The 26,613-nt window shown below is 69.8% G+C and carries 26 protein-coding genes; 17 read left to right on the top strand and 9 right to left on the bottom strand.

Annotated features, from left to right (window positions below):
- Positions 1–22: 22 nt before the first annotated feature.
- Positions 23–202, bottom strand: coding sequence for a hypothetical protein (locus E4K62_RS15820; protein WP_135069178.1), 180 nt, complete (start codon positions 200–202; stop codon positions 23–25).
- Between E4K62_RS15820 and E4K62_RS15815 the strand changes: the two genes are divergently transcribed.
- Positions 201–1,292, top strand: coding sequence for a hypothetical protein (locus tag E4K62_RS15815; RefSeq protein ID WP_205805798.1), 1,092 nt, complete (start codon positions 201–203; stop codon positions 1,290–1,292). The genes E4K62_RS15820 and E4K62_RS15815 overlap by 2 nt on opposite strands.
- Here the strand turns inward: E4K62_RS15815 and E4K62_RS15810 are convergent.
- On the bottom strand, positions 1,243–1,608 hold the full coding sequence (locus tag E4K62_RS15810; protein ID WP_135069175.1) for a DUF2255 family protein: 366 nt from the start codon (positions 1,606–1,608) through the stop codon (positions 1,243–1,245). The genes E4K62_RS15815 and E4K62_RS15810 overlap by 50 nt on opposite strands.
- Before the next feature lie 142 nt (positions 1,609–1,750).
- Here E4K62_RS15810 and E4K62_RS15805 point away from each other — a divergent pair, with 142 nt between their 5' ends.
- The 3 genes from E4K62_RS15805 to E4K62_RS18755 all read left to right on the top strand — a co-directional run bounded on the left by E4K62_RS15805 (position 1,751) and on the right by E4K62_RS18755 (position 3,908).
- On the top strand, positions 1,751–2,182 hold the full coding sequence (locus E4K62_RS15805) for a hypothetical protein (protein WP_240742721.1): 432 nt from the start codon (positions 1,751–1,753) through the stop codon (positions 2,180–2,182).
- A gap of 544 nt (positions 2,183–2,726) precedes the next feature.
- Positions 2,727–3,686, top strand: coding sequence for a capsular polysaccharide synthesis protein (locus tag E4K62_RS15800; protein ID WP_135069172.1), 960 nt, complete (start codon positions 2,727–2,729; stop codon positions 3,684–3,686).
- A gap of 51 nt (positions 3,687–3,737) precedes the next feature.
- A complete protein-coding gene (locus E4K62_RS18755) occupies positions 3,738–3,908 on the top strand; it encodes a hypothetical protein (RefSeq protein ID WP_167747817.1) in 171 nt (56 codons plus the stop codon).
- A gap of 12 nt (positions 3,909–3,920) precedes the next feature.
- Here E4K62_RS18755 and E4K62_RS15795 read toward each other — a convergent pair whose 3' ends face one another.
- Positions 3,921–4,538 (bottom strand): TetR family transcriptional regulator, encoded by a 618-nt coding sequence (locus E4K62_RS15795; protein ID WP_135069169.1) that lies wholly within the window; start codon positions 4,536–4,538, stop codon positions 3,921–3,923.
- A gap of 86 nt (positions 4,539–4,624) precedes the next feature.
- Here E4K62_RS15795 and E4K62_RS15790 point away from each other — a divergent pair, with 86 nt between their 5' ends.
- Positions 4,625–6,025, top strand: a complete 1,401-nt coding sequence (locus E4K62_RS15790; protein ID WP_167747816.1) for a serine hydrolase domain-containing protein — start codon at positions 4,625–4,627, stop codon at positions 6,023–6,025.
- Between the two features lie 58 nt (positions 6,026–6,083).
- Here E4K62_RS15790 and E4K62_RS15785 read toward each other — a convergent pair whose 3' ends face one another.
- Entirely contained in the window at positions 6,084–6,806 is a 723-nt protein-coding gene (locus E4K62_RS15785; RefSeq protein ID WP_135069163.1) for an alpha/beta fold hydrolase, read from the bottom strand.
- Positions 6,807–6,899: 93 nt separating this feature from the next.
- Between E4K62_RS15785 and E4K62_RS15780 the strand changes: the two genes are divergently transcribed.
- The 5 genes from E4K62_RS15780 (at position 6,900) to E4K62_RS15760 (ending at position 10,760) form a co-directional block, all read left to right on the top strand.
- A complete protein-coding gene (locus E4K62_RS15780; protein WP_205805796.1) occupies positions 6,900–7,868 on the top strand; it encodes a LysR family transcriptional regulator in 969 nt (322 codons plus the stop codon).
- 106 nt (positions 7,869–7,974) lie between these two features.
- Positions 7,975–8,673, top strand: a complete 699-nt coding sequence (locus E4K62_RS15775) for an NADPH-dependent F420 reductase (protein ID WP_135069159.1) — start codon at positions 7,975–7,977, stop codon at positions 8,671–8,673.
- Positions 8,674–8,768: 95 nt separating this feature from the next.
- Positions 8,769–9,182 carry a hypothetical protein gene (locus E4K62_RS15770; RefSeq protein ID WP_135069155.1) on the top strand — a complete coding sequence of 138 codons (414 nt, stop codon included), beginning with the start codon at positions 8,769–8,771 and terminating at the stop codon, positions 9,180–9,182.
- The gene (locus E4K62_RS15765) at positions 9,179–10,150 is read left to right on the top strand and encodes a hypothetical protein (protein WP_135069152.1); all 972 of its coding nucleotides are present in this window, start codon (positions 9,179–9,181) and stop codon (positions 10,148–10,150) included. The genes E4K62_RS15770 and E4K62_RS15765 overlap by 4 nt, the downstream gene beginning before the upstream one ends.
- Before the next feature lie 52 nt (positions 10,151–10,202).
- Positions 10,203–10,760: a TetR/AcrR family transcriptional regulator gene (locus E4K62_RS15760; protein WP_240742720.1), complete on the top strand. Its 558-nt coding sequence runs from the start codon at positions 10,203–10,205 to the stop codon at positions 10,758–10,760.
- 19 nt (positions 10,761–10,779) lie between these two features.
- On the opposite strand, the gene E4K62_RS15755 is transcribed toward E4K62_RS15760, so the two are convergent.
- Genes E4K62_RS15755 through E4K62_RS15735 form a run of 5 tightly spaced genes read right to left on the bottom strand, consistent with a single transcriptional unit; the run spans position 10,780 to position 16,267 of the window.
- A complete protein-coding gene (locus E4K62_RS15755; RefSeq protein ID WP_135069147.1) occupies positions 10,780–12,150 on the bottom strand; it encodes an FAD-dependent oxidoreductase in 1,371 nt (456 codons plus the stop codon).
- Positions 12,150–12,839 (bottom strand): isochorismatase family protein, encoded by a 690-nt coding sequence (locus E4K62_RS15750; RefSeq protein ID WP_135069144.1) that lies wholly within the window; start codon positions 12,837–12,839, stop codon positions 12,150–12,152. The genes E4K62_RS15755 and E4K62_RS15750 overlap by 1 nt, the downstream gene beginning before the upstream one ends.
- A gap of 4 nt (positions 12,840–12,843) precedes the next feature.
- A complete protein-coding gene (locus E4K62_RS15745; protein WP_135069141.1) occupies positions 12,844–14,232 on the bottom strand; it encodes a dihydroorotase in 1,389 nt (462 codons plus the stop codon).
- Positions 14,229–14,948: a GntR family transcriptional regulator gene (locus tag E4K62_RS15740; protein ID WP_135069138.1), complete on the bottom strand. Its 720-nt coding sequence runs from the start codon at positions 14,946–14,948 to the stop codon at positions 14,229–14,231. The genes E4K62_RS15745 and E4K62_RS15740 overlap by 4 nt, the downstream gene beginning before the upstream one ends.
- 2 nt (positions 14,949–14,950) lie before the next feature.
- Entirely contained in the window at positions 14,951–16,267 is a 1,317-nt protein-coding gene (locus E4K62_RS15735) for an MFS transporter (RefSeq protein WP_205805794.1), read from the bottom strand.
- A gap of 294 nt (positions 16,268–16,561) precedes the next feature.
- On the opposite strand from E4K62_RS15735, the gene E4K62_RS15730 reads away from it, so the two are divergent.
- The 7 genes from E4K62_RS15730 to E4K62_RS15700 all read left to right on the top strand — a co-directional run bounded on the left by E4K62_RS15730 (position 16,562) and on the right by E4K62_RS15700 (position 26,609).
- Positions 16,562–17,875 carry an ABC transporter substrate-binding protein gene (locus tag E4K62_RS15730; RefSeq protein ID WP_135069135.1) on the top strand — a complete coding sequence of 438 codons (1,314 nt, stop codon included), beginning with the start codon at positions 16,562–16,564 and terminating at the stop codon, positions 17,873–17,875.
- A 69-nt stretch (positions 17,876–17,944) separates the two neighbouring features.
- Entirely contained in the window at positions 17,945–18,856 is a 912-nt protein-coding gene (locus E4K62_RS15725) for a carbohydrate ABC transporter permease (RefSeq protein ID WP_167747815.1), read from the top strand.
- Positions 18,853–19,713, top strand: a complete 861-nt coding sequence (locus E4K62_RS15720) for a carbohydrate ABC transporter permease (protein WP_135069129.1) — start codon at positions 18,853–18,855, stop codon at positions 19,711–19,713. The genes E4K62_RS15725 and E4K62_RS15720 overlap by 4 nt, the downstream gene beginning before the upstream one ends.
- Entirely contained in the window at positions 19,710–22,559 is a 2,850-nt protein-coding gene (locus E4K62_RS18910) for a hypothetical protein (protein WP_135069126.1), read from the top strand. Before E4K62_RS15720 ends, E4K62_RS18910 begins: the two co-directional genes overlap by 4 nt.
- 35 nt (positions 22,560–22,594) lie before the next feature.
- Positions 22,595–23,896 carry an aspartate aminotransferase family protein gene (locus E4K62_RS15710; protein ID WP_222707571.1) on the top strand — a complete coding sequence of 434 codons (1,302 nt, stop codon included), beginning with the start codon at positions 22,595–22,597 and terminating at the stop codon, positions 23,894–23,896.
- Positions 23,893–25,404 (top strand): M81 family metallopeptidase, encoded by a 1,512-nt coding sequence (locus E4K62_RS15705; protein WP_135069120.1) that lies wholly within the window; start codon positions 23,893–23,895, stop codon positions 25,402–25,404. The genes E4K62_RS15710 and E4K62_RS15705 overlap by 4 nt, the downstream gene beginning before the upstream one ends.
- On the top strand, positions 25,401–26,609 hold the full coding sequence (locus tag E4K62_RS15700) for a mandelate racemase/muconate lactonizing enzyme family protein (protein WP_135069117.1): 1,209 nt from the start codon (positions 25,401–25,403) through the stop codon (positions 26,607–26,609). Before E4K62_RS15705 ends, E4K62_RS15700 begins: the two co-directional genes overlap by 4 nt.
- Positions 26,610–26,613: the final 4 nt, after the last annotated feature.

The following is a 26,613-nucleotide window of genomic DNA, read 5'->3' as shown; positions in this document are numbered from 1 at the left end:
CTTCTTCCCTGGCAGTCAGCGATCAGCTCAGGATAACGACGCCATCATCGAGCACGCCGTCGGCTGGGAGGATCACGTCGCTGAACGCGAGGTCGGTGGTTCGCTGCTCCAGGATGAACAGCACCCCGTCCGGAATGCCTCCGCCGCGAAAGCCCGGCGGGCTCGCGCGTGCGTGCGCAGTGGACCAAGCTGGCTTCGACATGGACATCTCCGAGGAACTGTTGCGCGGGCCACGGGGGCGCCGACTGTGCCTCGGCTACCTGTGCCGGACCAATGAGGCGGTGGGCACCGCGGTGTTCCGGCTCGGGCATGAACTGGACCCCCATCCCGGGACACTCCTCCTCCGTGCCGGGGGCGCCGAGGATGTCGAAGTCCGCCCTTCCGCGGATGCCGAAGTCGCTGACCTCATCCGGCATGCAGATATGGACTCCGTGTCGGAAGCCACTGTCCGAGAGGCGATGTGCGAAACGGTGGACTTCGCTCTCTACTGGCAGGAGCCCGATGGTGCGGACAGGGTCGCCTCCCTGCCGGTCGTGCGGCAGTCGCTGTCACGGGTCGCCGCCCGCCTGGTCGCGGTGATGCCAGACATGACGGCGCCGTCCGCGAGGGCGCAGTGGGCGGTGGACTGGCGCGTCGCCTCGGACAGAATGCCGATCGAAGGCGATCCGTCCGCAGTTCTCTCCCGGTGGACGAGAGAGCAGGGCGAGGAGGAGGAGAGGTCGGCACGAGAGCGCCCGTCAGACCCGCACGCCAACTGGTCCGGGACGTGGTGGTCGATCCCGCAGCAGCTTCTGCAAACTCGCGCACAGGTACGGGATGCACTCGAACTGGTGGAGGACTCCCTCGGGTGGGAGGTCGCGACCGTCATCCCGGTACGCGGAGCAGGACGGGTGCTCGAAATCGGCTCCGCCGACGACTGGGCGGATCTGTGCCGCGACTATCCGATGGAGGTGACCGCGTCCCGTCGCCACGACTGGTTCCGCGTCACCGGGCGTGACGGCAGGTGGCTCATCCCTGACTGGGAGCGGGTGGCGCAGCAATGGGACGCCGCCCACCTCACGACCCTGGGGTACCTTTCCTCGGCGACGAAGCTCATTGAAATCGACAGTGAATACGCCACGGTCATCGCCGGGTGGGGTCCTGACTCCACCATCTGGCTCACCGACGTCGCACGCGAATGGAGCCAGCCCCGTCAGCAGTGGATCCGACTCGACGGTGGTGGTGGATGGGGGCCGGCCCGCGTCAACGGGGGTTCACGCGCAGGGTGGTCTGCTTCGCAAGTGCCGTGGTGATCGCCCGGGTCGCAGACCCGTTGCCGTACTTGGCGGCGTACGCGGCATCGATCGCGACGTCGTGCGAGGAGTCGAGTGTGAAGGCCACCGGCCGTGTGTGACCATCCCAGCTGAGGAATCCGTCGAAGTACTTCGTGGCGCCCTGGAACCACTGGCCCCGCGGACCTTTCACCGAGCGCAGATACAGCTGGCCGTCCACCACCACGTGCCAGACGATCACGGGAGTCCGCGACGTGCCATCGGCGTGGCGGCCGGCGACGCGCACTTCGCCGATCCTGTCGAGCCGGCGAAGCTCCTCGGCGGTCCACTCGTTCATCGGATCTTCTCTCCTCGCCGCCGCCGCCGCCGCCGGCGGCGTCGCCGCTCTGATCCATGTCCTTGACGGTAGGCGGCGTTCCACGATCGCGGCAGGGTCCGTTCCCACCTCACGTTTCCCGGCGCTGCGTCGTCTGGTGGATGTGAACACACCTTTCCGCCGCGTTCTGCTGGCCTTCACCGTGGTCCTCGGGCTGTACGCCGGAATCTGGGCGCAGTTCTTCCCGACCGAGTTCTATGCGTCGTTCCCCGGCTTCGGCCTGCACTGGATCGACGTCGACGGCCCCTACAACGAGCACCTCATCCGCGACGTGGGGAGCTTCTACCTCGCCCTGACAGCAGTGAGCGTGCTCGCGATCGTCCATCGCAGTGCCCTTCCGGGCCGGGTTGCCGGCGTCGCGTGGGCGGTGTTCGGGATCCTGCACTTCGGCTATCACCTGGTGCACCTGGAGGGCTCCGCGCTGGACGTCATCGGGAACATCATCAGCCTCGGACTCAGCGCCGTCCTCGGGCTCCTCCTGGTCCTGCCGCCGCGGCGCCCCGAGGCTCGCATCACCCCGGATCAGCTCCTTTGAATCACCCGACTCAGCACGGTGCTGTGTGCCGGTGGTGGGGAGTCGGTGCCGGCTTCGCGCGGGCAGGCAGCGCCGGCAGGAACAGCGCCGGAAGGTTCGCGGCGTCTGCTGCCTGGTCCGGGCGCGGCCCCGCCCGAACTCCGCAAAACCGCCCCCGCGAACCTGTTGTACACGGCGTTCGGGCGATTCTGCGGCCGACTTGAGGAGTTCGGGTCAGGCGGAGGCGGCAACCCGACCCTCGGGCGGCACCGGCGGGCCCGGGCGGGATGCCCGCGTCCGCCAGCTCTGCGGAACCGCGACCGGGCGCGCCCCCGCCCGAACTCCGCAAAACCAGCCCCGGGAACCGGTTGCAGCCGGTGTTGACGCCATTTCCGTGCCCGTCTTGAGGAGTTCGGGCGCGGGCGAACGCGGAAGCGGCGGCGGACAAGCGGTCGGCGGGCCGGTGCGCCTGGGATGGGAGATCCACTGCACCGTCAGGGCGATCGGCAGAGCGACGCACCTGCCGTCGCCGTCGCGCGGCACCGATCACGTGGAACACTGAACCATGGCCCACCTCGTCCGCCCCGGTGCGGCGGAGGACGGCGCCCCGTCCTTCCTCGCAGGCCTCGCGGCACAGCTCGCACGCGTCGAGAAGTTCAAGGACGCCGTGGACCCCGCCGCGGCCCGGCGGGGGAGCCGCGCCGTCACCGAGTTCTTCCGCGAGCGCACGGATGAACTCCGCCGTACCGCGCGCCTGCCGGCCGGACGCGGAAGCTCGGCCCTCGGGAGACGACTGGCCGCCGAAGAAGGCGCCCGTGCCCGCGACGTGCCGCTTCCGGTGTACTCGTACTGGAACACCGGCGTGGACGACGCTCCCGACCTCGTCCGCGCATGCGTCGCCCAACTCCAGCGTGTGCATGCCGACGTTCGCCTGCTGGATGCGGGGAGTGTGCGCGAGCTGATCGATATTCCGCCGCGCGTCCAGTCGGTGCTCGAGCACGACCGCCCCGCCCACTTCGCCGATTACGTCAGGGCTGCCCTCCTCGAGCGTCACGGCGGGATCTGGGTGGATGCGACGTGCTGGGTGCCCCGCCCGCTGGGCGAGGTCATCCGGCCGTTCCTGGACGCGGGCGTGCTGTATCCGCGCTGGACCACAGGACAGATCGGCAACTGGTTCATCGCGGCCACTCCCGGTTCCCTCGTCATCCGGCTGCAGCGCGCGGCGCTGGAGATGTGGTGGGCGGAGCGGGACGATCTGCCCGACTACTTCCTCTACCACCGGATCTTCGAAGCCCTGCGGGCGCTGATCCCCGAGTTCCGCGGGCAGTGGTCCGAAGCCGGCCATCTCTCGAGCGCCGCCAGTCACGTGCTGCAGCTGAGCATGATGCAGCCCTGGTCGCCGGAGGTGGCAGGCGTGATCGACGAGATCTCGATCGTGCAGAAGCTGAGCTACAAGTACGATCCGGCATCCGTTCCGACCGAGTCCATCCTCCAGCACCTCCTCACGACGCGCCGCCTGACGTGAGGAGGCGGGGTCGGGCATACGCTGTGGAGGTCGTCGACCGAAGGGCCCGCCATGTCTTCCCACCCCGAGCACTCGTCCCAGGAGCATGTTCCGGGCCCTGATGAGCCGACGATCCCCGAGCTCGAGGCGGATGAGACGGAGGCGCCGCGGCCGGAGGAGGAGATCGCCGATCTTCTCCGCGCCGAACCGGATACCGAGGACCACGGCCCGCACGCCGGCTGAGCCGGGACCGTCCTATCGGGCGGTGCTCGCGCGATCCGAGATCTGCGCTCGCAGCCCCGCCACCAGGGTTTCGAGGCTGAACGCCCACGCCAGGGTGGGGTCGTAATCCTCGAGTGCGTGGAACTGAGGGAAGCTCTCGGGCGGGAGGTCTTCCATGACCGTCTCGGGGAGCTCGCCCCGGGCGCTCATGCTGCGCTCGGCCCCCACCACGAGCGCGGGGAAGACGGCGGCTTTCACGGCGCTGTAGGCCTCGCCCGCGGACAGTCCCGCCCGCGCGAAGGCCGCCATCGCGATCTCGAACGACGCGGCGGCCCGCGCCCCCTGCACGGGTCGGCGGGAAAGCGCGGCGAACGCACCCGGATGCTGGATGGCCAGAGCACTCATCGCGGCGAAGAACGTGCGGACCCACTCCTCCCAGTCCACCGGGGTGACGGGGAGGTGGGCTTGGTCGAGGAGGAGCTCGACGATCCCGTCGGTGATGGCGTCGCGCGTCTCCACGTGGTTGTACAGCGACGTGACGTGCACCCCCAGCTCGCCGGCGATCCGGCGCAGGGTCACGGCATCCAGCCCGTCGCGGTCGGCGATGGCGACCGCGCACTCGAGGATGCGTCTTCGCGTCAGGGCCGCCACCGGACGAGCATAACGCTCTTGACAGCGATACCTACAGTGTAGGTATTCTTACCTACACTGTAGGTCGAGCAATGAAGGAGGACGGGATGTTCGCGTCGGAGGAACTGGAGCAGAAGCTCGCCGAATTGATCACGAAGCACGACGTCCCCGGCGCGCAGCTGGCCGTCCTGGATGGCGATTCGGTCACCGAAGTCGCCACCGGCGTGCTCAGCCTGCGGACGGGGCAGGCGACCACCCCGGATGCGCTCTTCCTCCCCGGCTCCATCGGCAAGCTCTACACCGCGACGCTGGTCATGATGCTGGTGGAGGAGGGGACCCTCGACCTCGACGCCCCCATCCGCACCTACCTGCCCGACTTCGAAGTCGCCGACCCCCGAGCCCGCGACACCGTGACCGCGCGCGACCTGCTGACCCACACGAGTGGTTTCGACGGCGACCACTTCACCGATACCGGACGCGGCGACGACGCGCTCGCCGCGTATGTCGCCGGATGCGCCGAGCTGCCGCAGATCGCGCCGCCCGGGGCGATCTGGAGCTACAGCAACAGCGGGTACTCGATCCTGGGCCGGATCGTCGAGGTCCAGATGGGGATGAGCTTCGAGCAGGCGCTGCGCGAGCGCATCTTCACGCCGCTCGGGCTCCAGCACACCGTGTCGTTCGCCGAGGACGCGATCGTCCATCCCGCCGCCGTGGGCCACATCCCCGACCCCGAGGATCCCGCGACCCAGATCGTGAGCCCGACGTGGGGCCTGTGGCGTGCCTTCGGCCCTATGGGGTCCGCCGTCGTCGCCTCCGCCGGTGACGTCCTCGAGTTCGTGCGACTGCACCTCGACGGCGGGGTGGCGCCGGATGGCACGCGGCTGCTGGACGCCGGGCTTGCCGCGAGCATGCTCGAGCAGCAGGTGGAACTGGTCGACGACTCGGTGCTCGGAAAAGGCTGGGGCCTGGGCTGGATCCTGGACCGGTGGGGCGATGTTCCCGTCATCGGCCACGACGGCAATTCGATCGGGCAGAACGCGTTCATGCGCGTCGCCCCGGAGCAGCGGTTCGGGTTCTGCCTGCAGACCAACGTGGAAAGCGCGCTGAACATGTATCGCGAGCTCGCAGACTGGCTGTTCGGGCGACGGCTCGGGGTCGGCCCGCGCCCCGACCCCGCGGCGCTGGAGGATGCGGGAGTGGCGGAGGTCGGCCGCTACGTCGGCACGTACGAGCGCGAAGGGCTGAGCCTGCAGATCTCCGCGGGTCAGGAGGGCCGCCTGCTGGCCACCGTGACGCCCTCTCACGGCGTCGCGCAGGATCAGGGCTGGCCTCCGATGGTCGACCTGCCCCTGCAGCCGGTCGCCCGGGAGGACTCGTTCCTGCTCGACCTGCCCATCTCCGACGCAGCACTGCTGACGGTCTTCTTCAACCCGGCCGATGCCGACGGCCTCCCGACGTACCTTCACTTCGGCGGCCGGGCACACCGACGGGTGACCGCGGACGCGTGACCGGCGCACGGAGGGCCGCCGCGAGCCGGTGGCCCTCCGTGCTGCCCGTCGTGCCGCCTCATGCGGCGGCAGCGACCGTGGCGCTCACCGCCGTCTCGATGAGGGCGACGACGTCGCGCGGATGGGTCTGCATGGCCAGATGCGGACCGTCGATCTCGACGATGTGCGTGCCGGCGCGCTCGTACCCGTGTCGCTGGACGTCGGGCTGAACGGTCCGATCCGCCGTCGCCACCATGCCCCAACTCGGCTTGACCCTCCATGCGGCGGTGGAAGCGGCTTCGGTGTAGGCCGCATCGGCGAACGAACGCTGAGACACCGCGAGCACTTCGGCGATGCGCGGGTCGAGGCCGGCCGCGAAGACGGGAAGGAATGCATTTGGCGCCACGGAGAGGTCGACGCCGTCTTCCCGCCCGGGGGTCGGGTTCGGCAGCGCGACGAGGTGATCGCGCAGGTCCGTCGCGGGATAGCGCGCATCCATGTCTGCCGGGCTCTCGCCCTCGTCCGGCGCGTACGCGGCCACGTACACCAGCCCGACGACGTTCTCAGCGGCCCCCGCCACCGTGATCACCGCGCCGCCGTAGGAATGACCGGCGAGGAGGACGGGCCCGTCGACGGCCTCCACGACCCGGCGCACCGTTTCGGCATCGCCCGAGAGCGTGCGCAGCGGGTTCGGGGGGACGATGACGGGGTGCCCCGCGTCCAGAAGCGCCCGGGTGACGGGCGTCCAGCTCGCGGCATCGGCGAACGCTCCGTGCACCAGCACGATGGTGGGTCTGCTCATCGGGATCCTCCTGATCCTGTGTGGCCGATCGACCGGGCGCCGACGGCTTGACCGACTGTAGGACTGCGGTAGCCTGCGCGGATACAAGCGGAAGTGCACACCAGCTGTGCAGACGTGCGCCTGCTCGGGGGAGAGGTCGCTGTGGTCGACGAAGCCGACATCAGGAACATTCGCGCAGACGACCTGCGGTACTTGGCCGCGGTGTCGGAGACGGGGCGTCTGGTCGCTGCAGCCCGCAGCCTCGGTGTGGACCACAGCACCGTCTCCCGTCGCCTGCGCCGGCTCGAGGCGGCGCTGGGGACGCGGCTCATCGGACGGGGCCACGACACCTGGGTGCTCACCGCGGAGGGGCGCATCGTGGCCGAGCACGGCCGCGCCATCGGGGAAGCCGTCGAGTCCGCGGCGCGATCCGTCGCGACGGCCGCGACCGACGGCATGACGGGCACGATCCGGGTCACGGCCGCGGACGGCTTCGGATCGCGTTTCGTCGTTCCCGCCCTCACGAGGCTGCGGACCCGGCACCCCGGACTCGCAGTCGAACTGCTCACGGGCGCCCACCGGCTGACCCTCGGCCAGGCCGACTTCGACGTCGCGCTTGTCATCGGCACGCCGCCCCGGAGCCGGCTGCTCATCGAGAGACTGTGCAGTTACGACTCGGCCTTCTACGCAAGCGGGCCGTACCTGACGGAGCACGGCGACCCCGCCTCGGCGGAGGAGTTGCAGCGTCACGCGCTGATCTACCTGGTCGACTCGCTCGAGCGGGTGCGGGAGCACGAACTGAACGCCTACGTGCCGGGCGCCGAGATCCGCTTCGCCTCGACCAACATCTTCGCCCTGGTCGAAGCGGCTCGACATGGCGGGGGAGTGGCATTCCTCCCGAAGTTCATGGCCGTGACAGCCCCCGAGCTCCGTCGCGTCGCGGCCCCGCTGCGCCCCGCCAGGGTGGAGGTCTCCCTCGCCATCCGCCGCGAGACCGTCGATCGGGGCGACGTCCAGGCGGTGCGTCTGTCTCTGCACCAGGAAGTCCTCAGCCGGCAAGACGAGCTGGTGTGGCCCGCGTAGCACCGCGGTTCCGGGGCCGGTGGAACAGCGCGCCCCCGAAGGGCGTTGTGTGCTGGCGCGTGGGCCATTCCCCGCCGCATCCGCCTCTCAGCAGGGAGAACCCGTCATGACCACCATCGCTGTCCTCGGTGCCGGACAGGCGGGAAGCACCTTCGCGCGCGTCGCCATCGCGGCCGGTTACGACATCGTCATCGCGAACTCCCGCGGACCGCAGACGCTGCAGGCCCTGGTCGCGCAGCTCGGACCGAAGGCGCGGGCGGCGACGGTGGCGGATGCGGCGGCGCAGGGTGACTTCGCGTTCGTCGCGTTCCCGTACGCGCCCCACTCCACCCTGCCGGTCGCCGAGCTGGCGGGGAAGATCGTCCTCGACAACAACAACTACATGATCTGGCGCGATGGCAACTATCCGGAGGTGGACTCGGGCCGCAAGACGGTCCACGAACTGCGGCAGGAGCAGTTGCCCGCCGCCAAGGTCGTGAAGGCGTTCTCGCACGTCCAGTTCCACCCGCGCGTCGAGATCCGCGTTCCCAGTGACGCGCTGCCCGCGCTCATCCGGCTCGCCCGCCCGGCCTGCGCCCCCGACCGCAAGGCGATGGTCGTCTCGAGCGATCACCCGGATGCGGTGGAGCTGGTCACCCGCCTCTATGACGAGTTCGGCTTCGACGCGGTCGACAACAGCCCGCTGCGCGAATCGTGGCGCAGCGCGCCCGGCACGCCGATGTGGCGCCACAGCGTCGACGGGCAGGGCCGGGAGGAGCTCATCAGCAATCTCCAGCGCGCGCAGCGGCCCGGACGGGCGGGCTGAGGCGGGCTCCGGCGCACTCTTGCGCAGGTGGTGGTGGAATTTTGTTCCGGTCGGTACGGTTCTATTCCCGCACCCACCTCTGCCAAGGAGCCATCATGATCGACAGCGTCCACCAGATCATCGCCGGAGTCGTCCTCCTCACCGTCATCGGAGTCGCCTACGGTGGCCGCTTCGTGTTCACCACTGTGGCGGGCAGGTTCCCCGCCAATGACCTTCAGAAGTCGTTCTTCCGCGCCGGCCACGCTCACGCCGGCGTGCTCGTGATCCTGGGCCTCTTGACCATGCTGCTCGTGGAGACAAGCGACGTGCCGGAGCCCTTCGCGACGTTGTCGCTGGCCGTCTTCGTGGCGGCGATCCTGATGCCGACGGGGTTCTTCGTCTCGGTGATCGGCAAGGACCCCGCGCGGCCGAACCGGGCGGTGGCTCTGCTCTGGGTCGGAGCCGGCGTGCTCGTGCTCGGGCTCCTGTCCGCCGGGATCGGCCTCATCGTCGCGGGATCGACGCCATGACCGAAACGCTGGTCGCCGGCCCCATCCCGAAACCGGACCACTGGCATCGCCCTCTCCTCGTCTTCGCCGCGGCGATGGTCGTGCTCGCCGTCGGAGCGGCGCTGATGGCCGTCCTGGACCAGCGCCAGGTGACCGGTGCGGGGGTGTGGCTGAAGCCCCTGAAGTTCGCGATCTCGGGCGCCGTCTACACGCTCACGCTCGCGTGGCTCGTCGGCCAGATCCGGCGCGGGCGCCGCGTCGCGGATCGGGCCGGTACGTGGGTGGCGATCGCGCTGTCCGTGGAGATCGTGCTGATCTTCGCGCTGGCCGGCGCGGCGCAGTCGAGCCATTTCAACATCTCCACGCCGTTCCACACCGCGGTCTGGGCCGTCATGGCAGCATCCATCGCCCTCGTCTGGGTCATGACCCTGCTGGTCGCGATCGCCGTCGTCCGCAACCCCGGCCCCGATGCCGCCCGCACCCTCGCGGCCAGGGCCGGAATCATCCTGTCCCTGGCCGGAATGGGGCTGGGGTTCTTGATGACGCTGCCCACCCCAGGGCAGGTCGGCGACTTCCAGGGCATCGTCGGCGCCCACGCCGTCGGTGTGCCCGATGGCGGTCCCGGCCTTCCGCTGCTGGGCTGGAGCACGGTGGGCGGGGATCTGCGCATCCCGCACTTCCTCGGGATGCATGCCCTGCAGGCCATCCCGCTGACGCTCCTGGCCCTCGAACTGCTCGGCCGGTGGGTGCCCGTGCTGTCACTTCCGCGCGCTCGGTACCGCGTGCTGATGATCGTGGTGCTCGGGTTCGCCGCATCGCTCGTCAACGTGACGGTGCAGGCCCTCCTCGGGCAGTCCATCGTCCACCCGCGGGGCGTCGTCCTGGTGGCAGGAGTCCTGATCGCCGCAGCCGTCGTGGCGTCCACCGTCGTGGTGCTGCACCGCGCGGCCCGTGCCCGTCCGCAACGCGCCCGGGCAAAAGTACAGTGAGGGGATGTCGAGGTCACCAGGAGCCGCGGTCGGCCGCCCGAGAGAATTCGACATGGATGACGCGCTCGACAGCGCCATGAGGACGTTCTGGCAGCGGGGTTACGAGGGATCCAGTCTCACGGATCTCACCGGCGCCATGGGCATCACCAAGACGAGCATGTACGCGGCGTTCGGCAACAAGGAGCAGCTCTTCCGGAAGGCGTTGGATCGCTACCTGCGAGGGCCATCCGCCTACGAGATGGACGCGCTCGAGAACCCGACCGCGCGGGCCGTCGCCGAGGCGTTCCTGCGCGGGGTGCTCGATACGACCACGCGGCCGGACAGCCCGCAGGGATGCCTGACGGTCCAGGGGGCTCTGGCAGCCAGCGACGGCGCCCGGCCCGCGCATGAGCTGCTCGTGCGGGTGCGAAGCGAAGCGGGGGATCGTCTCGCCGAGCGCTTCCGGCGTGCCGTGGACGAGGGGGATCTGCCCGCGGATGCGGACGCCGCAGGGCTCGCCCGGTACATCATGACCGTGGTGTTCGGCCTCGCCGTCCAGGCCGCGAACGGAGTCGCTCGTGAGGATCTCTACCGCGTCGTGGAGACGACCCTTCGCGCCTGGCCGGCGTAGCGCGCCGGCCAGGCGCTGGTTACTCCTCGCCCGCGGTGCGGGCTGCGCTGAGCCCCGCGATCCGTCCGAGCCCGATGGCGGTGAGGAGCCCGTTGCCCGAGGAGTACCCGTCGGCGCCGTCCCGGCCGGACACGCCCGCGGCCACACCGCCCCCGGCGAACAGGCCGGGAATCGTCGTGCCATCGGCGTGGACGACCGCGGCGGTGTCGGTGACGGTGACCCCGCCCTGCGTGTGGAAGAGCGCGGGGACGGAGCGGACCACGTAGTACGGCCGGCCCAACGGCCCGAAGCCGAAGTCCGTGCGCCCGAACGGGTCGGGCCGGTTCCCCTGCGCAGCCTGGGCGAATTCCTCCAGGGATGCTGCGACGGTGGCCTCATCGGCCCCGATGATGCGGGCGACGGCGGCTTCGTCGGCGGCCTCGGCGAGACCGCCCATCTCCACGAGGTCGCGGAACTCCTCCTCGTTGCCGAGGACGTAATCGCGGATGCGCTGGTCCAGCACGACCCACGACTCCTCCGTCACGGCCGAGACGACGGGTGCGAACGCCGAGTATCCGACGCTCTCGTCGCCCATGCGCTCGCCGGAGGGGGAGAGGAGGCAGGCGCCCATCTCCACGGTGGTCCAGGAGACGATCGAGCCGTGCAGATAGGCGACGGCCGCGTACCCCTGGTAGGCGCCCATGTTCCCCACCTGCGAGCCGAGTTCCTCCGACCAGGCGATGGCCTCACCGGTGGAGCCGTGGGCGCCGAAGTACTGAGCCTCGGCGATCTCGGGGATCCACTGCCGCAGCATCTCCCGGTTGCCGCCGAAGCCGTTGGCGGCGAGGACGACGGCACCTGCGCGCAGCTCGTACTCGCCGCTGCGCTCCCCGGCCACGCGCACGCCCACGACCGCGCCGTCTTCGATCAGCAGACCCGCGACGGGGTTGCCGGTGACGACCTCCACCCCGAGCCGCTCGGCGGCGGCGACGAGGTCCTTCACGAGGAACTCGCCCTTGCGCGCAGCGGGGGCGTGCAGGCGCGTGATGCTGTGGCCGACGTGCTTGTAGTCGGTGATGAGCCGCAGGTCGACCTGGTGATCGTCGACCAGCCACTCCACGAGGGAGGCGGATTCGCGGGCGAGCAGCTCGACGGTGGATTCGGCGTCGTGCGGGCCGCTCTTGCGCAGGAGGTCGGCGGCCATGATCTCGGGGCTGTCCTGCACGCCGGCTTCCTTCTGGAAGCGGGAGCCGGCAGCCGGCACCGATCCCGTGCTCAGCCACGTGTTGCCGCCGGCGCGCTCCTCCTTCTCCAGGAGGGCGACGGATGCGCCGGCCTCGGCGGCGGCGATCGCGGCGGTCAGGCCGCAGCCGCCGGCGCCCACGACGATGACGTCGACGTCGCGTTCCATCAGCGGTTCTCTCCGATCTCGTTGAGCGTGCGGACGAGGTCCTCGGTCGTGCTCACGTCTGCGTACTTCTGGTCCATGTCGAACAGGTTCACGTCATGGATGATGCGGCTGCGGTCGTAGACCGCGTCGCTCGGGACGCTCACCCGGTAGTTGTAGGAGAAGGCGTCCACGACCGTGGAGCGGACGCATCCCGACGTCGAGCACCCCGTCACGACGAGGGAGTCGGCCCCGGTCTGGATCAGGTACGAGGCCAGCGGAGTCCCGAAGAAGGCGCTCGGGTGCTTCTTGGGCAGGAGGACGTCGCCGTCCACGGGCGCGATCTCCTCGACGAAGTCGTAACCGCGCTCGGCGATGTTCATGATGCCGGGCACCTTCGCCCCCAGCGCTCCCTGATCGAACCCCTTCTTGGGCGCGACGTGCGGGTACAGCACCGGCCAGCCGTTGCTGCGGAACACCTCCAGGAGTCGGCTGATGTTGCCGACGGCATCCCACGCCACGTCGCCGACGCTCGTGGGGAACTCCTCGATGGCCTTGTCGAACGGCATCGGCGTGGTCCCGGTCGTGCGGTACTGCACGTCGATGATCAGCAGGGCGGGCTTCCGTCCCATGCCGACCGGTCGGCCGAACCCCGCGGCGGCGTAGCGCTCGGTGGTGGTGGGATCGATCAGGTCAGATGTGAACCGGGACATGCGCTCATCCTCCTAGTGCGGCCGCGCCGCTGTGGGCGCGGGGGATGTAGCTCCCCGCGCGCTGGTCTGTCAGGACTCCGTCCCGGAGGGCGAACCGCCCGCCGACGATGGTGTGCACCACCGACAGGGGCAGCTCCGTGCCCTCCCAGGGCGTGTACTCGGCTGCCGAGTGCTGGGTCTTCGCGGTGATCGTGGACGGGGCATCCATGTCGAGAACGACGAGATCCGCATCCGATCCGACGGCGATGGTCCCCTTGCGGGGGTACATGCCGAAGAGCTTGGCGGCTCGCGTGCTCACCGCCTCGACGATCGTGTCCAGGCTCACACCGCGGCGGAGCCCCTCGGCGAGCGTGAGGGGCAGCAGGCCCCCGAGGCCGGGGAATCCCGCCGACGCGCTCCAGATGTCCTTCTCCTTGTTGGAGCGGTGCCGGGCGTTGTGGTCGGAGCCCACCGCGTCGATGAGGCCGTCTTCGAACGCCTTCCACAGGAACTCGACGTCCTCCCGCGGACGCACGGGAGGGTTCACCTTGGCGTACACGCCGGCGTCGGAGGTCGTGTCGAGCGTCAGGTACTGCGTGCAGGTCTCGATGAAGATGTTCGGGTACGACGCCTGCTGGCGCGCGATGGCCTCGACGGCCTCGCGGCTGCTGGTGTGCACGCAGTAGACGGATGCCCCGGTGACGCTGGCGAGGTAGGCGACGCGTTGCGCCGCCTCCGCCTCGACGAACGCCGGGCGGGCAGCGTTCCACACCGCGAGGGGACCGGCCGACTCGTCGCCGCGCTCGTCGCGGAACATCCTCACCAGCTCGATGTTCTCGGGGTGCGGGTTGATCATCGCGCCGTGCTCGGCGCTCTTGCGCAGGATGTCGTACATGAACGAGTCGTCGTTGCCCGGCATCCCGAGGTACTTGCCCTCGTCGCCGCGGAAGTTCATGAAGAACTTGAACGAGGAGACCCCGAGCCCCATGTAGTCGGCGAACTCCTCCAGGTGCTCGGGCGTGCCCAGGACGAAGTGGAAGCCGTAGTCGATGTGGGAGTTGGAGTCCATGGCGGCGCGCGCCGAGGCGAACTCGCCCGTGTAGGAGCTCGAGCTCATCAGGTACACGAGCATCGTCGTCACGCCGCCGGCGGCCGCGGATGCCGACTCCCGTTCGGCGTCGTCGGGATCGCGGGGCACGCGGATGTCCTTGCCGAGGTGCACGTGCGGGTCGATCGCGCCGGGCAGGACGAGCTTGCCGGTCACATCGACGGTCTCCGCCGCATCCGCCTGCTGCTCCCGTCCGACGATGCCGGAGATGCGACCGTCCCGGATGAGCAGGTCGACATCGCTCGGGCCGAGGCCTTCGAGGAAGACCTTCCCGCCGGTGATCCTGAGATCGTAGGGACTGCTCATGTGTCGACGCTCCTTTGAATCGGATCTGACGAGTCGGAAAGACCCAGGACGCTCAGGCTGTTGCTCATCGAGTCCGCGAGGTGGGCGGCGAGGAGTTCGACCGCTCCGTCCGCATCCCGCGCGAGCACGCGATCGAGGATCTGCCGGTGCGCGGAGACCGCGTGCTCCTCGCGGGTGGAGGTGCGTGCCGTGGGCCGCAGGGCGAGATACAGCTTGTGGTTGGCGTGGGACAGCTGATCGCGGATCTCGCGGTTGCCGCTGAGCGCGACGAGCTGCTCGTGGAAGTCCAGCTCCGACACGTACGGCTCGCGCTGCTCCGCGGCATCCGCCGCGTGCCGTGTGAGGCGGGCGTACTCGTCCGAGAGCCGCCTCGCGAGCGCCTCGAGATCCGCGTCGGCAGCGCGCTGGACTGCGAGGCGCAGTGCGTGCAGCTCGAGGGCGCTGCGCAGCTCGTAGAGGTCGACGATCTCCTGCGGGGTGTACTGCTTGACGAAGGCCCCGCGGTGGGTCTCGCTCGTGAGGTATCCCTGCCCCGACAGCCTCTTGATCGCTTCGCGCAGCGGTCCCCGGCTGATCCCGATCGACTCGGCGATCGCGACCTCGTTGAGGCGCTCACCGGCACCGAGGGTTCCGTCCAGGATCATCTCGCGGATGAGGTCCTCCGCCTGTGAGGGCAGCGACGTCCGCGAGACGGCCCGGGCGCGATCGGGCGACATGGCTACGCCACGTCCTGCAGTTCGATGCCTCGCGTCTCCTTCAGCATGAATGCGGCGATGAGCGTGATGACACCGGTGCCCATGAGGAAGAAGGCGGGGGCCAGCAGGTTGCCGGTCGCGTCCACGAGCCACGTCGCGATGTACGGCGAGGTGCCGCCGGCCAGGGCCGCGCCGACGCTGAATCCGAACGCGATGCCGGTGTAGCGGACGGGCGTGGGGAACATCTCGGCGTAGGTGGAGAGCGCGACGCCCATGAGCGCCGAGTCGACCAGGCCCAGGATGATGTGGCTGATCACGGCGACGGGGCCGCCGAACTCGAACAGCATGAAGGCGGGGACGGCCAGGACGATCCCGGCGATCGAGGCGACGACGAACACCGGCTTGCGCCCGATCTTGTCGGAGAGGTACCCGAAGTAGGGCATCAGGATGACCGACACGAGGAGGGTGAGGGTCGTGGAGAGGTAGGCGAAGTCGGCCGAGAACTCCAGCGCCGTCTGCATGTGGATGTTCACGTACACGTAGGCGATGTAGTACGCCGAGAACAGCAGCACCGACAGGGCGACGACCTGCAGCAGCTTGACGGGGTACCGGGTGAAGAGCGTGCGGATGGGCTGCTGCTTCTTCTTGAGCTCGGCTGCGGCGGCGCGGGCCTTCTCGAACTCCTCGGACTCCTCCAGGCCGCTGCGGATCCACAGGCCGAACAGGCCGATCGGGATCGCCATCAGGAACGGGATCCGCCAGCCCCAGTCCTGCATCGTCTCGGCGCCGAGCGTGAGGTTGAGGATCAGGACGGTCAGCGACGCGATCAGCGAGCCGCCGAGCGCACCCATCTGCGTCGTCGAGGTGAACAGGCCGCGGCGGTGGTTGGGGGACTGCTCGGCGACGAAGGATGCGGCGCCGCCCAGCTCACCGCCGGCGGCGAGGCCCTGCAGGCAGCGGGCGAGGACCAGCAGCACCGTCGCACCCAGGCCGATCGCGGCGTAGGAGGGGAGGATGCCGATCAGACCGCTGGCGGCGGCCATCAGGATGACGGTGGCGGCCAGGGCGTTCTTACGGCCGAACCGGTCGCCGTAGTGTCCGAACAGGAGCGCGCCGACCGGCCGCAGGACGAAGGCGACCGCGAAGGTGGCGAGGGTCGACAGCAGCGCGGCGATCGGATCGCCGGCGGCGAAGAAGTGCACGGCGAGGATGGTGGCGACGTAGCCGTAGACGCCGAAATCGAAATACTCGATCACGGATCCCACTGCTCCGGCGATGACCACGCGGGGTGCGATCTTACGGGGGGCGGTCGAATCCGCCGGGCGTGTGTCAGCAGCCATTGCTGTCCCTCTCTTCGTCGGCGTCCCTGCGGACGTGGACCCCTTTCTATCGGGCTGAAGTGACAACTGTCAACAGTTGGCATCGAGCGCAGCCGCTCGCCGGAGCGGCAGGCAACCTACGGTCTCTGCGACGACGTTTGCCATGCAACCCGCAGGAGCAAATGCGCGCGCCATCTGAAAGGGACGGAGTCCCGGAATTCGATAGGCAAATGCAGTTGCCATTTGAGCTTGTATGGTGAATATTTATCTCGGGATGCGAACGCGCACCTTCACAGCTCTCCCGATTGGAATTCCATGTCCACACAGCGAAAGCTCACGCGCCTGCTCGGCATCGGCGTCGTTGCCATGACCGCGGCGGCCCTGGCCGGTTGTGCCTCCGGGGGAGGTGGAGACGAGGGTGCCGACGGTGAAGCGTCGGGCGAGATCACCGTGTGGTCGTGGTCGACCAATGCGAAGGACATCGCCGAGCTGTTCGAGGAGGAGCACCCCGACATCAAGGTCAACCTGGTGAACCCGGGCGACGCCGCGACGGGAAGCGAGCGCCTGCAGACCGCCTTCCAGGCCGGCAGCGGTGCGCCGGATGTGGCGATGATCGAGTACCCGGGCATTCTGCAGAACGCCATGTCGGGCTACATCGTGCCGCTCACCGACTTCGGCATCGACGAGATCAAGGACGACTTCGCCGACAGCATCATGTCGCAGCTGACCGTGGACGGCGAGGTCTACGGGACCCCGATCGATGCGTCCCCGATGGCGCTGTACTACCGCACCGACCTCTACGCCCAGGCCGGCATCGAGCCCGCCGCGACGTGGGAGGAGTTCGCGCAGGACGCCGGCACGCTGCAGGCCGCGCTCCCGGGCAGCCACATCGCCAACAGTGCCTTCGCCGACGGCAGCATGAACCGCATGTACTGGCAGGCGGGCATCGCGCCGGTCTCGGTCGAGGGCGAGACGATCGCCATCGACTACGACCAGCCTGAGATCCAGAACGTCCTCGACTACTGGGCCGGTCTGCACAACGACGGCCTGACCGCAGACCTGCCCATCTACAGCCCGGAGTGGAACGCGGCGTTCGCGGACGGCACCATCGCCTCCTGGGTCGGCCCCGGGTGGGGCCCGGTCATCCTGGGCTCGAACGCGGAGAGCTCCGCGGGCAAGTGGGCGGTGGCGCCGCTGCCGTCGTGGGACGGGGAGCCGGCGTCGGCGGAGTGGGGCGGCAGCGCCTACACCGTCACCGAGCAGAGCAAGAACAAGGCCGCGGCCGCCGAGTACGTGAAGTGGGTCAACCACGACCCGCAGGCCTACGAACTCCTGTTCGAGCTGACCGGCTCCTTCCCGGTGCTGAAGACCTACATCGCCGATGAGGAGTTCCTGGCGTCACCCTTCCCGTTCTTCGGTGACCAGCCGGTGAACCAGGTGCTGGCTTCCGCCCTGGAGAGCGTGTCGGACTGGCAGTGGACCCCGTTCAACAGCGAGGTCACCAACGTCTCCGACGCCGAGTACAACGCGATCCTCGAGGACGGACAGGACACCTCGAAGACCCTGGCCACCATCGAGACCAGCCTGCGCGACTACGCGGCCAAACAGGGCTTCACGGTCGCCGATTAGCACGCCACCGCGGGTCCCCCGGCCGAGATGCGCCGGGGGACCCGCCTCGTCCAGGAGAACCGATCCCGCATGACGATCACACACGCACCGCCTACCGCAGCGCGGCGGCAGAAGGGGCGATGGATTCCCTACGTCCTCGTCGCGCCTTTCCTGCTCGCGCTGGCGGTGTTCATCCTCGGCCCCCTCCTCATCTCGCTGGTCAATTCGCTGTTCGTCGAACGGCTCATCGGCGGGATCACCTTCGTGGGCCTGGAGAACTACGCGCGAGCCCTGACCGACGCGAACTTCTGGGAGGGCTTCGGCCGCCTGCTGCTCTACGGCGTGATCTTCACGCCGCTGACCATCGGGCTCTCCCTCCTCATCGCGGTCGTCGTCGACAGCGGTGCGGTGCGGGGGAGCGGCTTCTACCGCGCCCTCTACTTCATCCCGTACGCGATCCCGGGCGTGGTCGCGACGCTCATGTGGGGGTTCCTGTACGGCCCCACCATCAGTCCCTTCACCGACATGGCCGAGGCTGTGGGATTGGAGGGCCTGAACCTGCTGTCTCCGCAGTTCGTCCTCTTCGCCATCGGCAACATCGGGATCTGGGCGTTCGTCGGCTACAACGTCATGATCTTCTACGCTGCGCTGCGCGCGATCCCCGAGGAGATCTACGAGGCCGCGATCCTGGATGGCGCCGGGCGGTGGCGCATCGGATTCAGCATCAAGCTGCCCATGATCAAGCCGGTCATCACGATGGTCGTCATCTTCTCCATCATCGGCACCGTTCAGCTGCTCACCGAGCCGCTCGTACTGCAGCCGCTGCAGCCGAGGTCGATCGAGGACAACTTCACCCCCAACATGTACGCCTACTCGCTCGCCGCCGGTGGGCAGCAGCTCAACTATGTCGCCGCGATCTCGTTCTTCATGGGACTCGTCGTCGTCGCACTGTCGGTCGTGTACAGCAAGTTCATGAACCGGCCGGAGAAGGGTGCATCGTGAACAACCCCGCCCTCAAGCGCCCCTCGGTGATCGCCGCGATCCTGTTCGCGGGCTTCGGCATCTACATCCTGGTGCCGATCTACTGGCTGGTCGTCAACGCGACCAAGTCCACCTCCGACCTCTATTCCACCTTCGGGTTCTGGTTCTCCGACCAGCCGCAGCTGTGGCAGAACATCGTGGAGGTCTTCACGCACGACGACGGCATCTTCGGGCGGTGGATGCTCAACACGGTCGGGTACTCCCTGGCCGCAGCCGTCGGCGCCACACTGCTGGCCGTGCTGGCCGGTTACGCCTTCGCGAAGTGGCGATTCCGCGGCCGCGACGCCCTCTTCTGGCTCGTGCTGGTGGCCATCATGGTGCCCGGCGCCGCTCTGGCGGTCCCGACCTATCAGCTGGTCTCCGCGATGGGGCTCGTCGACTCCCCGCTCGCGGTCATCCTGCCCTCGATGGTCAGCCCCTTCGCGATGTACATGCTGACGGTCTACATCTCTTCGGCGGTGCCCGACGAGATCATCGACGCCGCCCGCGTCGACGGCGCGCGTGAGCCCCGCATCATCCGCAGCGTCGTGCTGCCGATCATCGGGCCCGGGGTGGCGACGGTGTTCCTGCTGACGTTCGTCGGCACGTGGAACAACTACCTGCTGCCGCTGCTGGTGCTCCAGTCTCCTGAGCTCATGCCGATCACGCTGGGCCTGACGAGCTGGAACCGGGTCTCGCTGTTCCCCTCGACGGGCGCCGAGGTCCTCTACAGCCTCGTCGTGACCGGATCGCTGCTGTCGATCATCCCCCTGATCATCGTGTTCATCTTCCTGCAGCGGTACCTCCGCAGCGGACTCACCCTGGGAGCCGTCAAGTGAGCGCCACCCCCACCCGCCACCGCTTCGCTCACGAAGTGGTCGACTTCGACGCTCCTGCCGCGATCACCACGCGCGCGGAGCTGGACGCCGAGGTCGAGCGGCTGCGGTCGGATGTCCCGGCCGCTGTCATTGAGAACGAACGACCCCTGCGCACCGTCCACGCCCTCACACAGTGGAACGTGCGGGCGTGTGCGGAGCGCCCCGCCGATCCCGCCGCGGCGGACGCTTCCGAGTTCGCGCCGGTGACGCTCCCGCACAGCACCGAAGACGCGTACCTGCACTTCCGTGCCGTGACGGTCCCCAGTGACGCCGCGTGGGCGGAGCGGGCCGTGCTGCGGGTGGTCCGCCCCGACTACGAAGCCGTCGTGTACGTCGACGGCCGGGCCGCCGGCCGACGCCGGGGCTACCTCGGAACGCTGGAGGTGGAGATCGACGCCCGCCGGGCGCGGCAGATCGACATCGTCATCCGGCGCGCCCGCGACAGGTACCGGTGGTCCGGCGAGAGCGAAGGCGAGAACTTCGGCGACGCCCACGGCAAGGGGCTCGGCTCGGTCGTGGCGGATGCCGTCACCGCGGGTGCTGCGCTGGACGCCGTCGAGCTCGAGCTGCGCCCGCCCGTGCATTTGGCGTACGTCGCCGCGGATGCCCGCGCCGACGGCACGGCCGACGTCGCAGTCGAGGTCGGGGGCGCCGACGAGGCGACCGAGGGCCTCTCGCTCGTGGTGACGGTGTCCACTGCGGACGGCGATGTGGTCGCGCGCCAACGGCATGTCGTGGCGGGAACGCGCACGTCCGTGCCGCTGTCGGCCGCCGGCATCACGCCGTGGTCGCCCGTCGCCCCGGTGCTCTACCGCCTCACCGTTCAGGTGTGGTCGGGGGATGAGCTGGTCGACGAGATCCGCCGCCCGATGGGATTCCGCACGTTCGAGCGCGCTGCCGACGGCTCGCTGTCGCTCAACGGCGCCCCCGTTCTCCTGCGCGGCACGACGACCATCGGGTGCGTGTGGGACGCGTCGCGCGAGGGGCGCGACGAGGACGTCATCCGCCAGCTGCTCATCGTCAAGGCGCTGTTCGGCAACGTCCTGCGCGTGCACGTCGCCGTCCCGCCGGCGCGCGTGTTCGAGCTGGCCGACCGCGTGGGCGTGATGATCTACCAGGACGGGCCGTTCCAGTGGCACTGCTTCGCCTCGCGCGAGGCGGAGCTCGACGACGAGCTGCTCCAGGTGGAGGAGCTCGCCCGCACGGTCGCCGGTCACCCCAGTGTGGTCGTGGTTTCGGTTCCGAACGAGATGCACATGAAGGTGCCGTTCCACGACGCCGACGTCGCCTTCGTCGAGCGGGCCGCGGAGGTGCTCCGCGAGCAGGCCCCGGGCGCGGTGCACCTGCAGGACTGGTCCGGGGGCACGCGCCCCCGCGCGCTGCCGCAGGCCGTGCACGACTACCCCGGCTACTTCTACGCCACGACCGGGGCGCTCACGGGGGTTTTCGACGACCCGGCCAACGAGCAGGTGGATCCCGGCGTGCGCGCGATCGTCTCGGAATACGGCGGCGGCGTCGTGCCGAGCTGGGAGGCCATGAGGCGCACCCAGGATGCACACGCCCGCCGCGGAGAGACCATCACCCTCCCGCCGACGGAGGACGGCCGGTGGACGGCGGAGGCCAGCCTGTACGAGATGACGGGGGAGATGGTGCGCACGCACCAGCGCGTCATCGGGTGGCGCGACTCGTTCGCCGAGTACCACCGCGTCAGCGGCGAGGCGCAGTCACGCGTGCTCACGCGGCAGACCGGCCGCATGCGCCGGGACCGCCGGCATGTCTCAGGTGTCATCCATCACTACCTGCAGAACCCCGGCGACGTCATGTACAACCCGTGGGTCGACCTGCACGTCATCGACAACGCCGGCGAGCTGACCGGCGGGTTCTCCGCGCTGCGGGACGCGCTGCGCCCGGTGTCGCTCGAGGTGACGGGCCTGCCGAATCGCGCGTACGGCGGCTCCTCCCTGAACCCGGAGATCTGGGTGTGCAACGACCTGCCCGCCGAGATCGCGGTCGACCTCGAGTGGACCGCGCGTACGGAGGCCGGCGAGGTCGTCGCCGCCGAGACCGTGGCCGCCCGCCTCGGCGCGGGTTCGGCCGTCGCGGTGGCCACGCCCGAGATCGTCCTCCCGGCGGTGGACGAGGCCGGCGCGATCGTCCTCACCGCGCGCCTCCGCATCGAGGGACGTGCGTGGGTGGAGGCCGCCGAGTCGGTCCAGGTGCACCCCGCCGCACCGGTGTGGGAGGGCGACGTGGACGTCCTGGGCGATCTGGACGGGTTCGTCGAGCGCGCCGGCGCATGGATGCCGCGGCTTCGGCCCTACGCCGCTGACAACGCGCACCCGGTGGTGGTGACGCCGGACGTGGCGCTCACCGCCGAGGTCATCCACGAGCTGCGCTCCGCGACCGAGCATGGGCGGATCGTCGTACTGCTGGAACGGCGCCCGGGCGATGACCTGGGGTGGATCGGCAAGCACATCGAACTCGCCGTCACCGGCGACCAGCCGGTCGAGGTCGCCAACGTGGAGCTTTCGATGCGCGACTCCGGCCTCACCACCGACGACCTCAGCCGCTGGGCGACGCCCGACGGCCGGGTCCTGACCAATCCGCTCATGGGCATCGACCGCCGTGGGACGCCGGCGTGGGCCCGATGCGGACACGGCTTGCAGATGTCGGCGATTCAGGAGGCGAGCCGCCTGGGCGGACTCGTCCTGGTGTGCCAGCTGCTGGTGTGGTCGACCCTGTCCGACGAGCCGATGGCCGCCCGCGTCCTCCAGGCGCTGCTGGCCGCGCCCTACCGACCCATCTGATCGCCCCCACGACGACGAACAAGCAAGGAATCACCGTGAACCGCTCCTCGAGCACGGCCGCCGACGGCGTCCGCGTTTCCGCCACCTCCGCCGACCTGGATGCCCGTGCCCACCGCACGCTGCCCGGCGGCGTGAACTCCAACGTGCGCCTCGCGGCGCCGAAGATCTACTTCGAGCGCGGCGAAGGGGCGCGGCTGTACGACGTCGACGGCAACGAGTACATCGACTACCTGCTCGGCCAGGGGCCGAACATCCTCGGACACGCGCCGGCGAAGCTGCAGGCCGACGTCGCCGCCGCGGTGAGCGCGGGCATGCTGTTCGGTGCTCAGCACGAGGCCGAGGTCCGCGCGGCGGAGCGGGTCGTGGAGATCCTGGGCTGGCCGGACATGGTCCGATTCGGGGTATCCGGCACCGAGAGCGTGCAGGCGGCGCTCCGCCTCGCGCGCGCGGCGACCGGCAAGCGCCGGTTCATCCGGTTCGAGGGGCAGTACCACGGGTGGCTCGACAACACGCTGGCGAACTGGGACGCCGAGGGTCACGCGATCGTCGCCGGCGCCGGTCAGATCGCCGACTATCTGGGGGATTTCGTGCCCACGCCCTGGAACGACCTCGCCGCCGTGCGGGAGCGACTCGAGGCGCACGATGACATCGCCGCGATCATCACCGAGCCCATCATGCTCAACGCCGGCTCCATCCCGCCGGAGGACGGATACCTCCAGGGACTGCGCGCGCTGGCGGACGAGTTCGGCGTCGTGCTCATCTTCGACGAGGTCATCACCGGCTTCCGCGTGGGCCTGGGCGGCGCGGCGGAGCGCTACGGCGTGACGCCCGACCTCGCCGTGTACGGTAAGGCGATCGCTGCGGGCTGGCCGGTCAGCGCCCTGGCCGGCCGCCGCGACCTGATGGAGCGGTTCGGTACGGGCGAGGTGAACCACTCGGGGACCTTCAACGCCTCCGTGATGGCGACCGCCGCGGTGCTGTCGGCCACCGGGATCCTGCAGGAGACGTCGCCGTATCAGCGCATGGAGGACTACGGCCGGGCACTGCAGGAGATCATCCGCGCCGCCGCGGCCACGCACGACCTTCCGCTGCACGTGCAGGGAGTGCCGATGGCCTTCCACGTCTCCTTCAGCGGCGGCCGCACCCTCAAGGACAACCGCGACATCCTGGCGTGCGACGCGCCCCGCTATGCGGCGTTGTCGCGCGAGCTCATCCGTCACGGCGTGTGGGTGGCCGCCCGCGGCGTCTGGTACGTCAGCGCGGCGCACGCGGACGCCGAATTGGCTGACACCGAGGAGCGTGTGGATCGGGCGTTCGCCGCTCACGCCGGCTCATGACGGCCAGGCGCGTGCGGGTCGGGGTCCTGGGCTTCTTCCACGAGTCCAACACGTTCGCCCCCGGCGCGATCCGGCTCGAGGACGTCGAGCCGCGCGCGCTGACGGGCGCACGGATCCTCGACGAGCACGCGGATGCCGACACCGCCGTGTCGGGGCTGCTCGCCGGCGCCGCACGCCACGGGTGGGAGGCCGTCCCGCTGACCTACATCGAGTTCGTGCCGTCTGCGCCTCTGGATGCCGCCGCAGCCGCCGAGGTGATCGCGCGACTGCGCGAAGCGGTGACCGAGCACGGCCCCTTCGATGCGCTCCTGGTCGCGCTGCACGGTGCGGCGGTGTCCACCGCCGAACCCGACCTCGACGGCGCGGTGCTGGACGCACTGCGCGCCGCGGCGGGATCGGAGACCCTCATCGCCGCCGTCCTCGACCTGCACGCCAACGTCTCGCCGCGGATGGCGGCAGCGGCGGACGTGCTGGTCGGCTACCGCACGAACCCCCATGTGGACGCGAAGGATCGCGGCCAGGAGGCCGCCGATATCGTGGCGCGTGCCCTGGCGGAGGGCATGCGCCCCCGCTGCGAGCTGGTGACGGTGCCGGCGGTGATGGGGATCCTCGCGCAGGCCACCGCAGCCGAGCCCTGGGCGCGGTTCGCCCGCGCCGCGGACGAGGCCCGGGGGCTGCCCGGCATCCTGTCGGTATCGCTGTTCCAGGGATTCCCGTGGGCGGACGTCCCGGAGATGGGCATGTCGGTGCTCGTCGTGGCACCGCTCGGTGACCCCACCGCGCGCGACAGTGCCGAGCGGCTGGCAGAGGTGATGTGGGCGGGCCGGGACGGATTCCGCTCCGACCCGGCGGCTCCCGCTGCCGCCCTCGCGGATGCGCCCGCGGACGCGACGACACTCCTGCTCGATGTGGGCGACAACATCGGCGCCGGCGGCACCGGGGCCCGCACGCATCTCCTCCGGCATGCCATCGCCACGGGACGCCGCAGCGTCGTCGGCATCGTGTGCGACCGGGGCGCCGCCGCGCGAGCGCACCAGGCCGGTGTCGGCGCAGCGGTGGAACTCGCGGTCGGCGACCCCGCCCTGTCCGTCCGCGGCACGGTCACGGCGATCTCCGACGGCCGCTATGAGGACCCCGGTCCCACGCACGTGGGGCACCGCTACTTCGATGCCGGACCCTCCGCGGCGCTGGCCCTGGACGGCGGTCAGACGCTCGTGCTGTGCAGCCGCGCCATCCTGCCCTCCTCGGCTCAGCAGCTGCTGAGCCTGGGCGTCGATCCGCGCGCGCACGAGATCGTCATCGCCAAGGGCGTGCACTCCCCGGTGGCCGGCTACCGGGCCTACGTCGACCGGATCGCGTACGCGGACACGCCCGGCGCGACGGCCAACGACTTCTCCGCCCTGGACTACCGGCACCGCCGGCGTCCCCTCTTCCCCCTCGAGACCGAGCACGACCGCGCGGGATCGCCGCGCCCTGCCATCGACAACGAACGGAGCCTCCGCCCATGAAGATCACCGCCGTCGAGACCATCTACCCCGGCGCCCGCAGCGCCATGCCGGCCCTGGTGTTCGTCCGCATCCACACGGATGAGGGCATCCAGGGCATCGGCGACACGTTCTACCTGCCGCAGACCTGCATCTCGCTCATCCACGAGCACATCGCACCCGTCCTGCTCGGCCAGGACGCGCTCGCGATCGAGCGGCACTGGCGCGACCTGTACCGCGCCTACGCGCGCTTCGGCGGGCGGGGAGCGGAGATCCGCGCGCTGTCGGCGGTCGACGTGGCCCTGTGGGACATCCTCGGCAAGGCCTCCGGCCAGCCCGTGCACCGCCTCCTCGGCACGGCACAGGAGAGCATCCCCACCTACAACACGTGCGGCGGCCCCCTGTACGCCTCCGTGGAGGGCGGATCGCAGGCCGGTTACGGCAGCTCGCGCGTGGCCGGCATGTGGGATGACTTCGATGCGTTCCTGAACCGTCCGGGGGAGCTCGCGCAGGATCTCGTCTCCGAGGGTGCGAAGGGCATGAAGATCTGGCCCTTCGACCGCTTCGCCCAGGCCAAGGGCTCGCGCGCGATCGAGGCGGGAGACCTCGAAGCCGGTCTGTCCACGGTCGCTGCGATCCGCGACGCCGTCGGGGACGCCATCGAGATCATGGTGGACGGCCACGGGCTGTGGGATCTCACGCCCGCCATGCGCATCGCCAAGGGCCTGGAGCAGTACGACCTCGCGTGGGCCGAAGACCTCACGCTCGCCGACAACCCGCGCACGCTCGCGCGTCTGCGCGCATCGTCGCGAACGCCCATCTCCGTCTCCGAGTACCTCGTGACGCGGCAGGAGTACATGCCGATCCTCGAGCAGGATGCCGCGGATCTCATCATGATCGATCCAACGTGGGCCGGCGGCATCACGGAGAGCCGCAAGATCGCGGTGCTGGCGGACACGTTCGGGCTGCCGGTCACGTACCACGACTGCACGGGTCCGCTGACGCTCCTGGCGGGCATCCACCTCTCGGCTGCGACCCCCAACCTCCGGTACCAGGAGTCGGTGCGCGCATACCTGCGCTCGGTCTACCCGACGATGGTCACCTACGTGCCCGAAGTGACCGACGGCACGTTCGCGCTGCCCACGGCGCCGGGCCTCGGCACGGAACTGAGCCCGGAGTTCCTCGCCGGCGAAGATGTCGTGGTGCGTACCACGCGACTCGAGAGCTGACGGG

Source organism: Microbacterium wangchenii, from assembly GCF_004564355.1.
GTDB lineage: Bacteria > Actinomycetota > Actinomycetes > Actinomycetales > Microbacteriaceae > Microbacterium > Microbacterium wangchenii.
The sequence above is the reverse complement of the archived record's forward strand: the minus strand, read 5'-3'. Positions and strand labels throughout refer to the sequence as shown.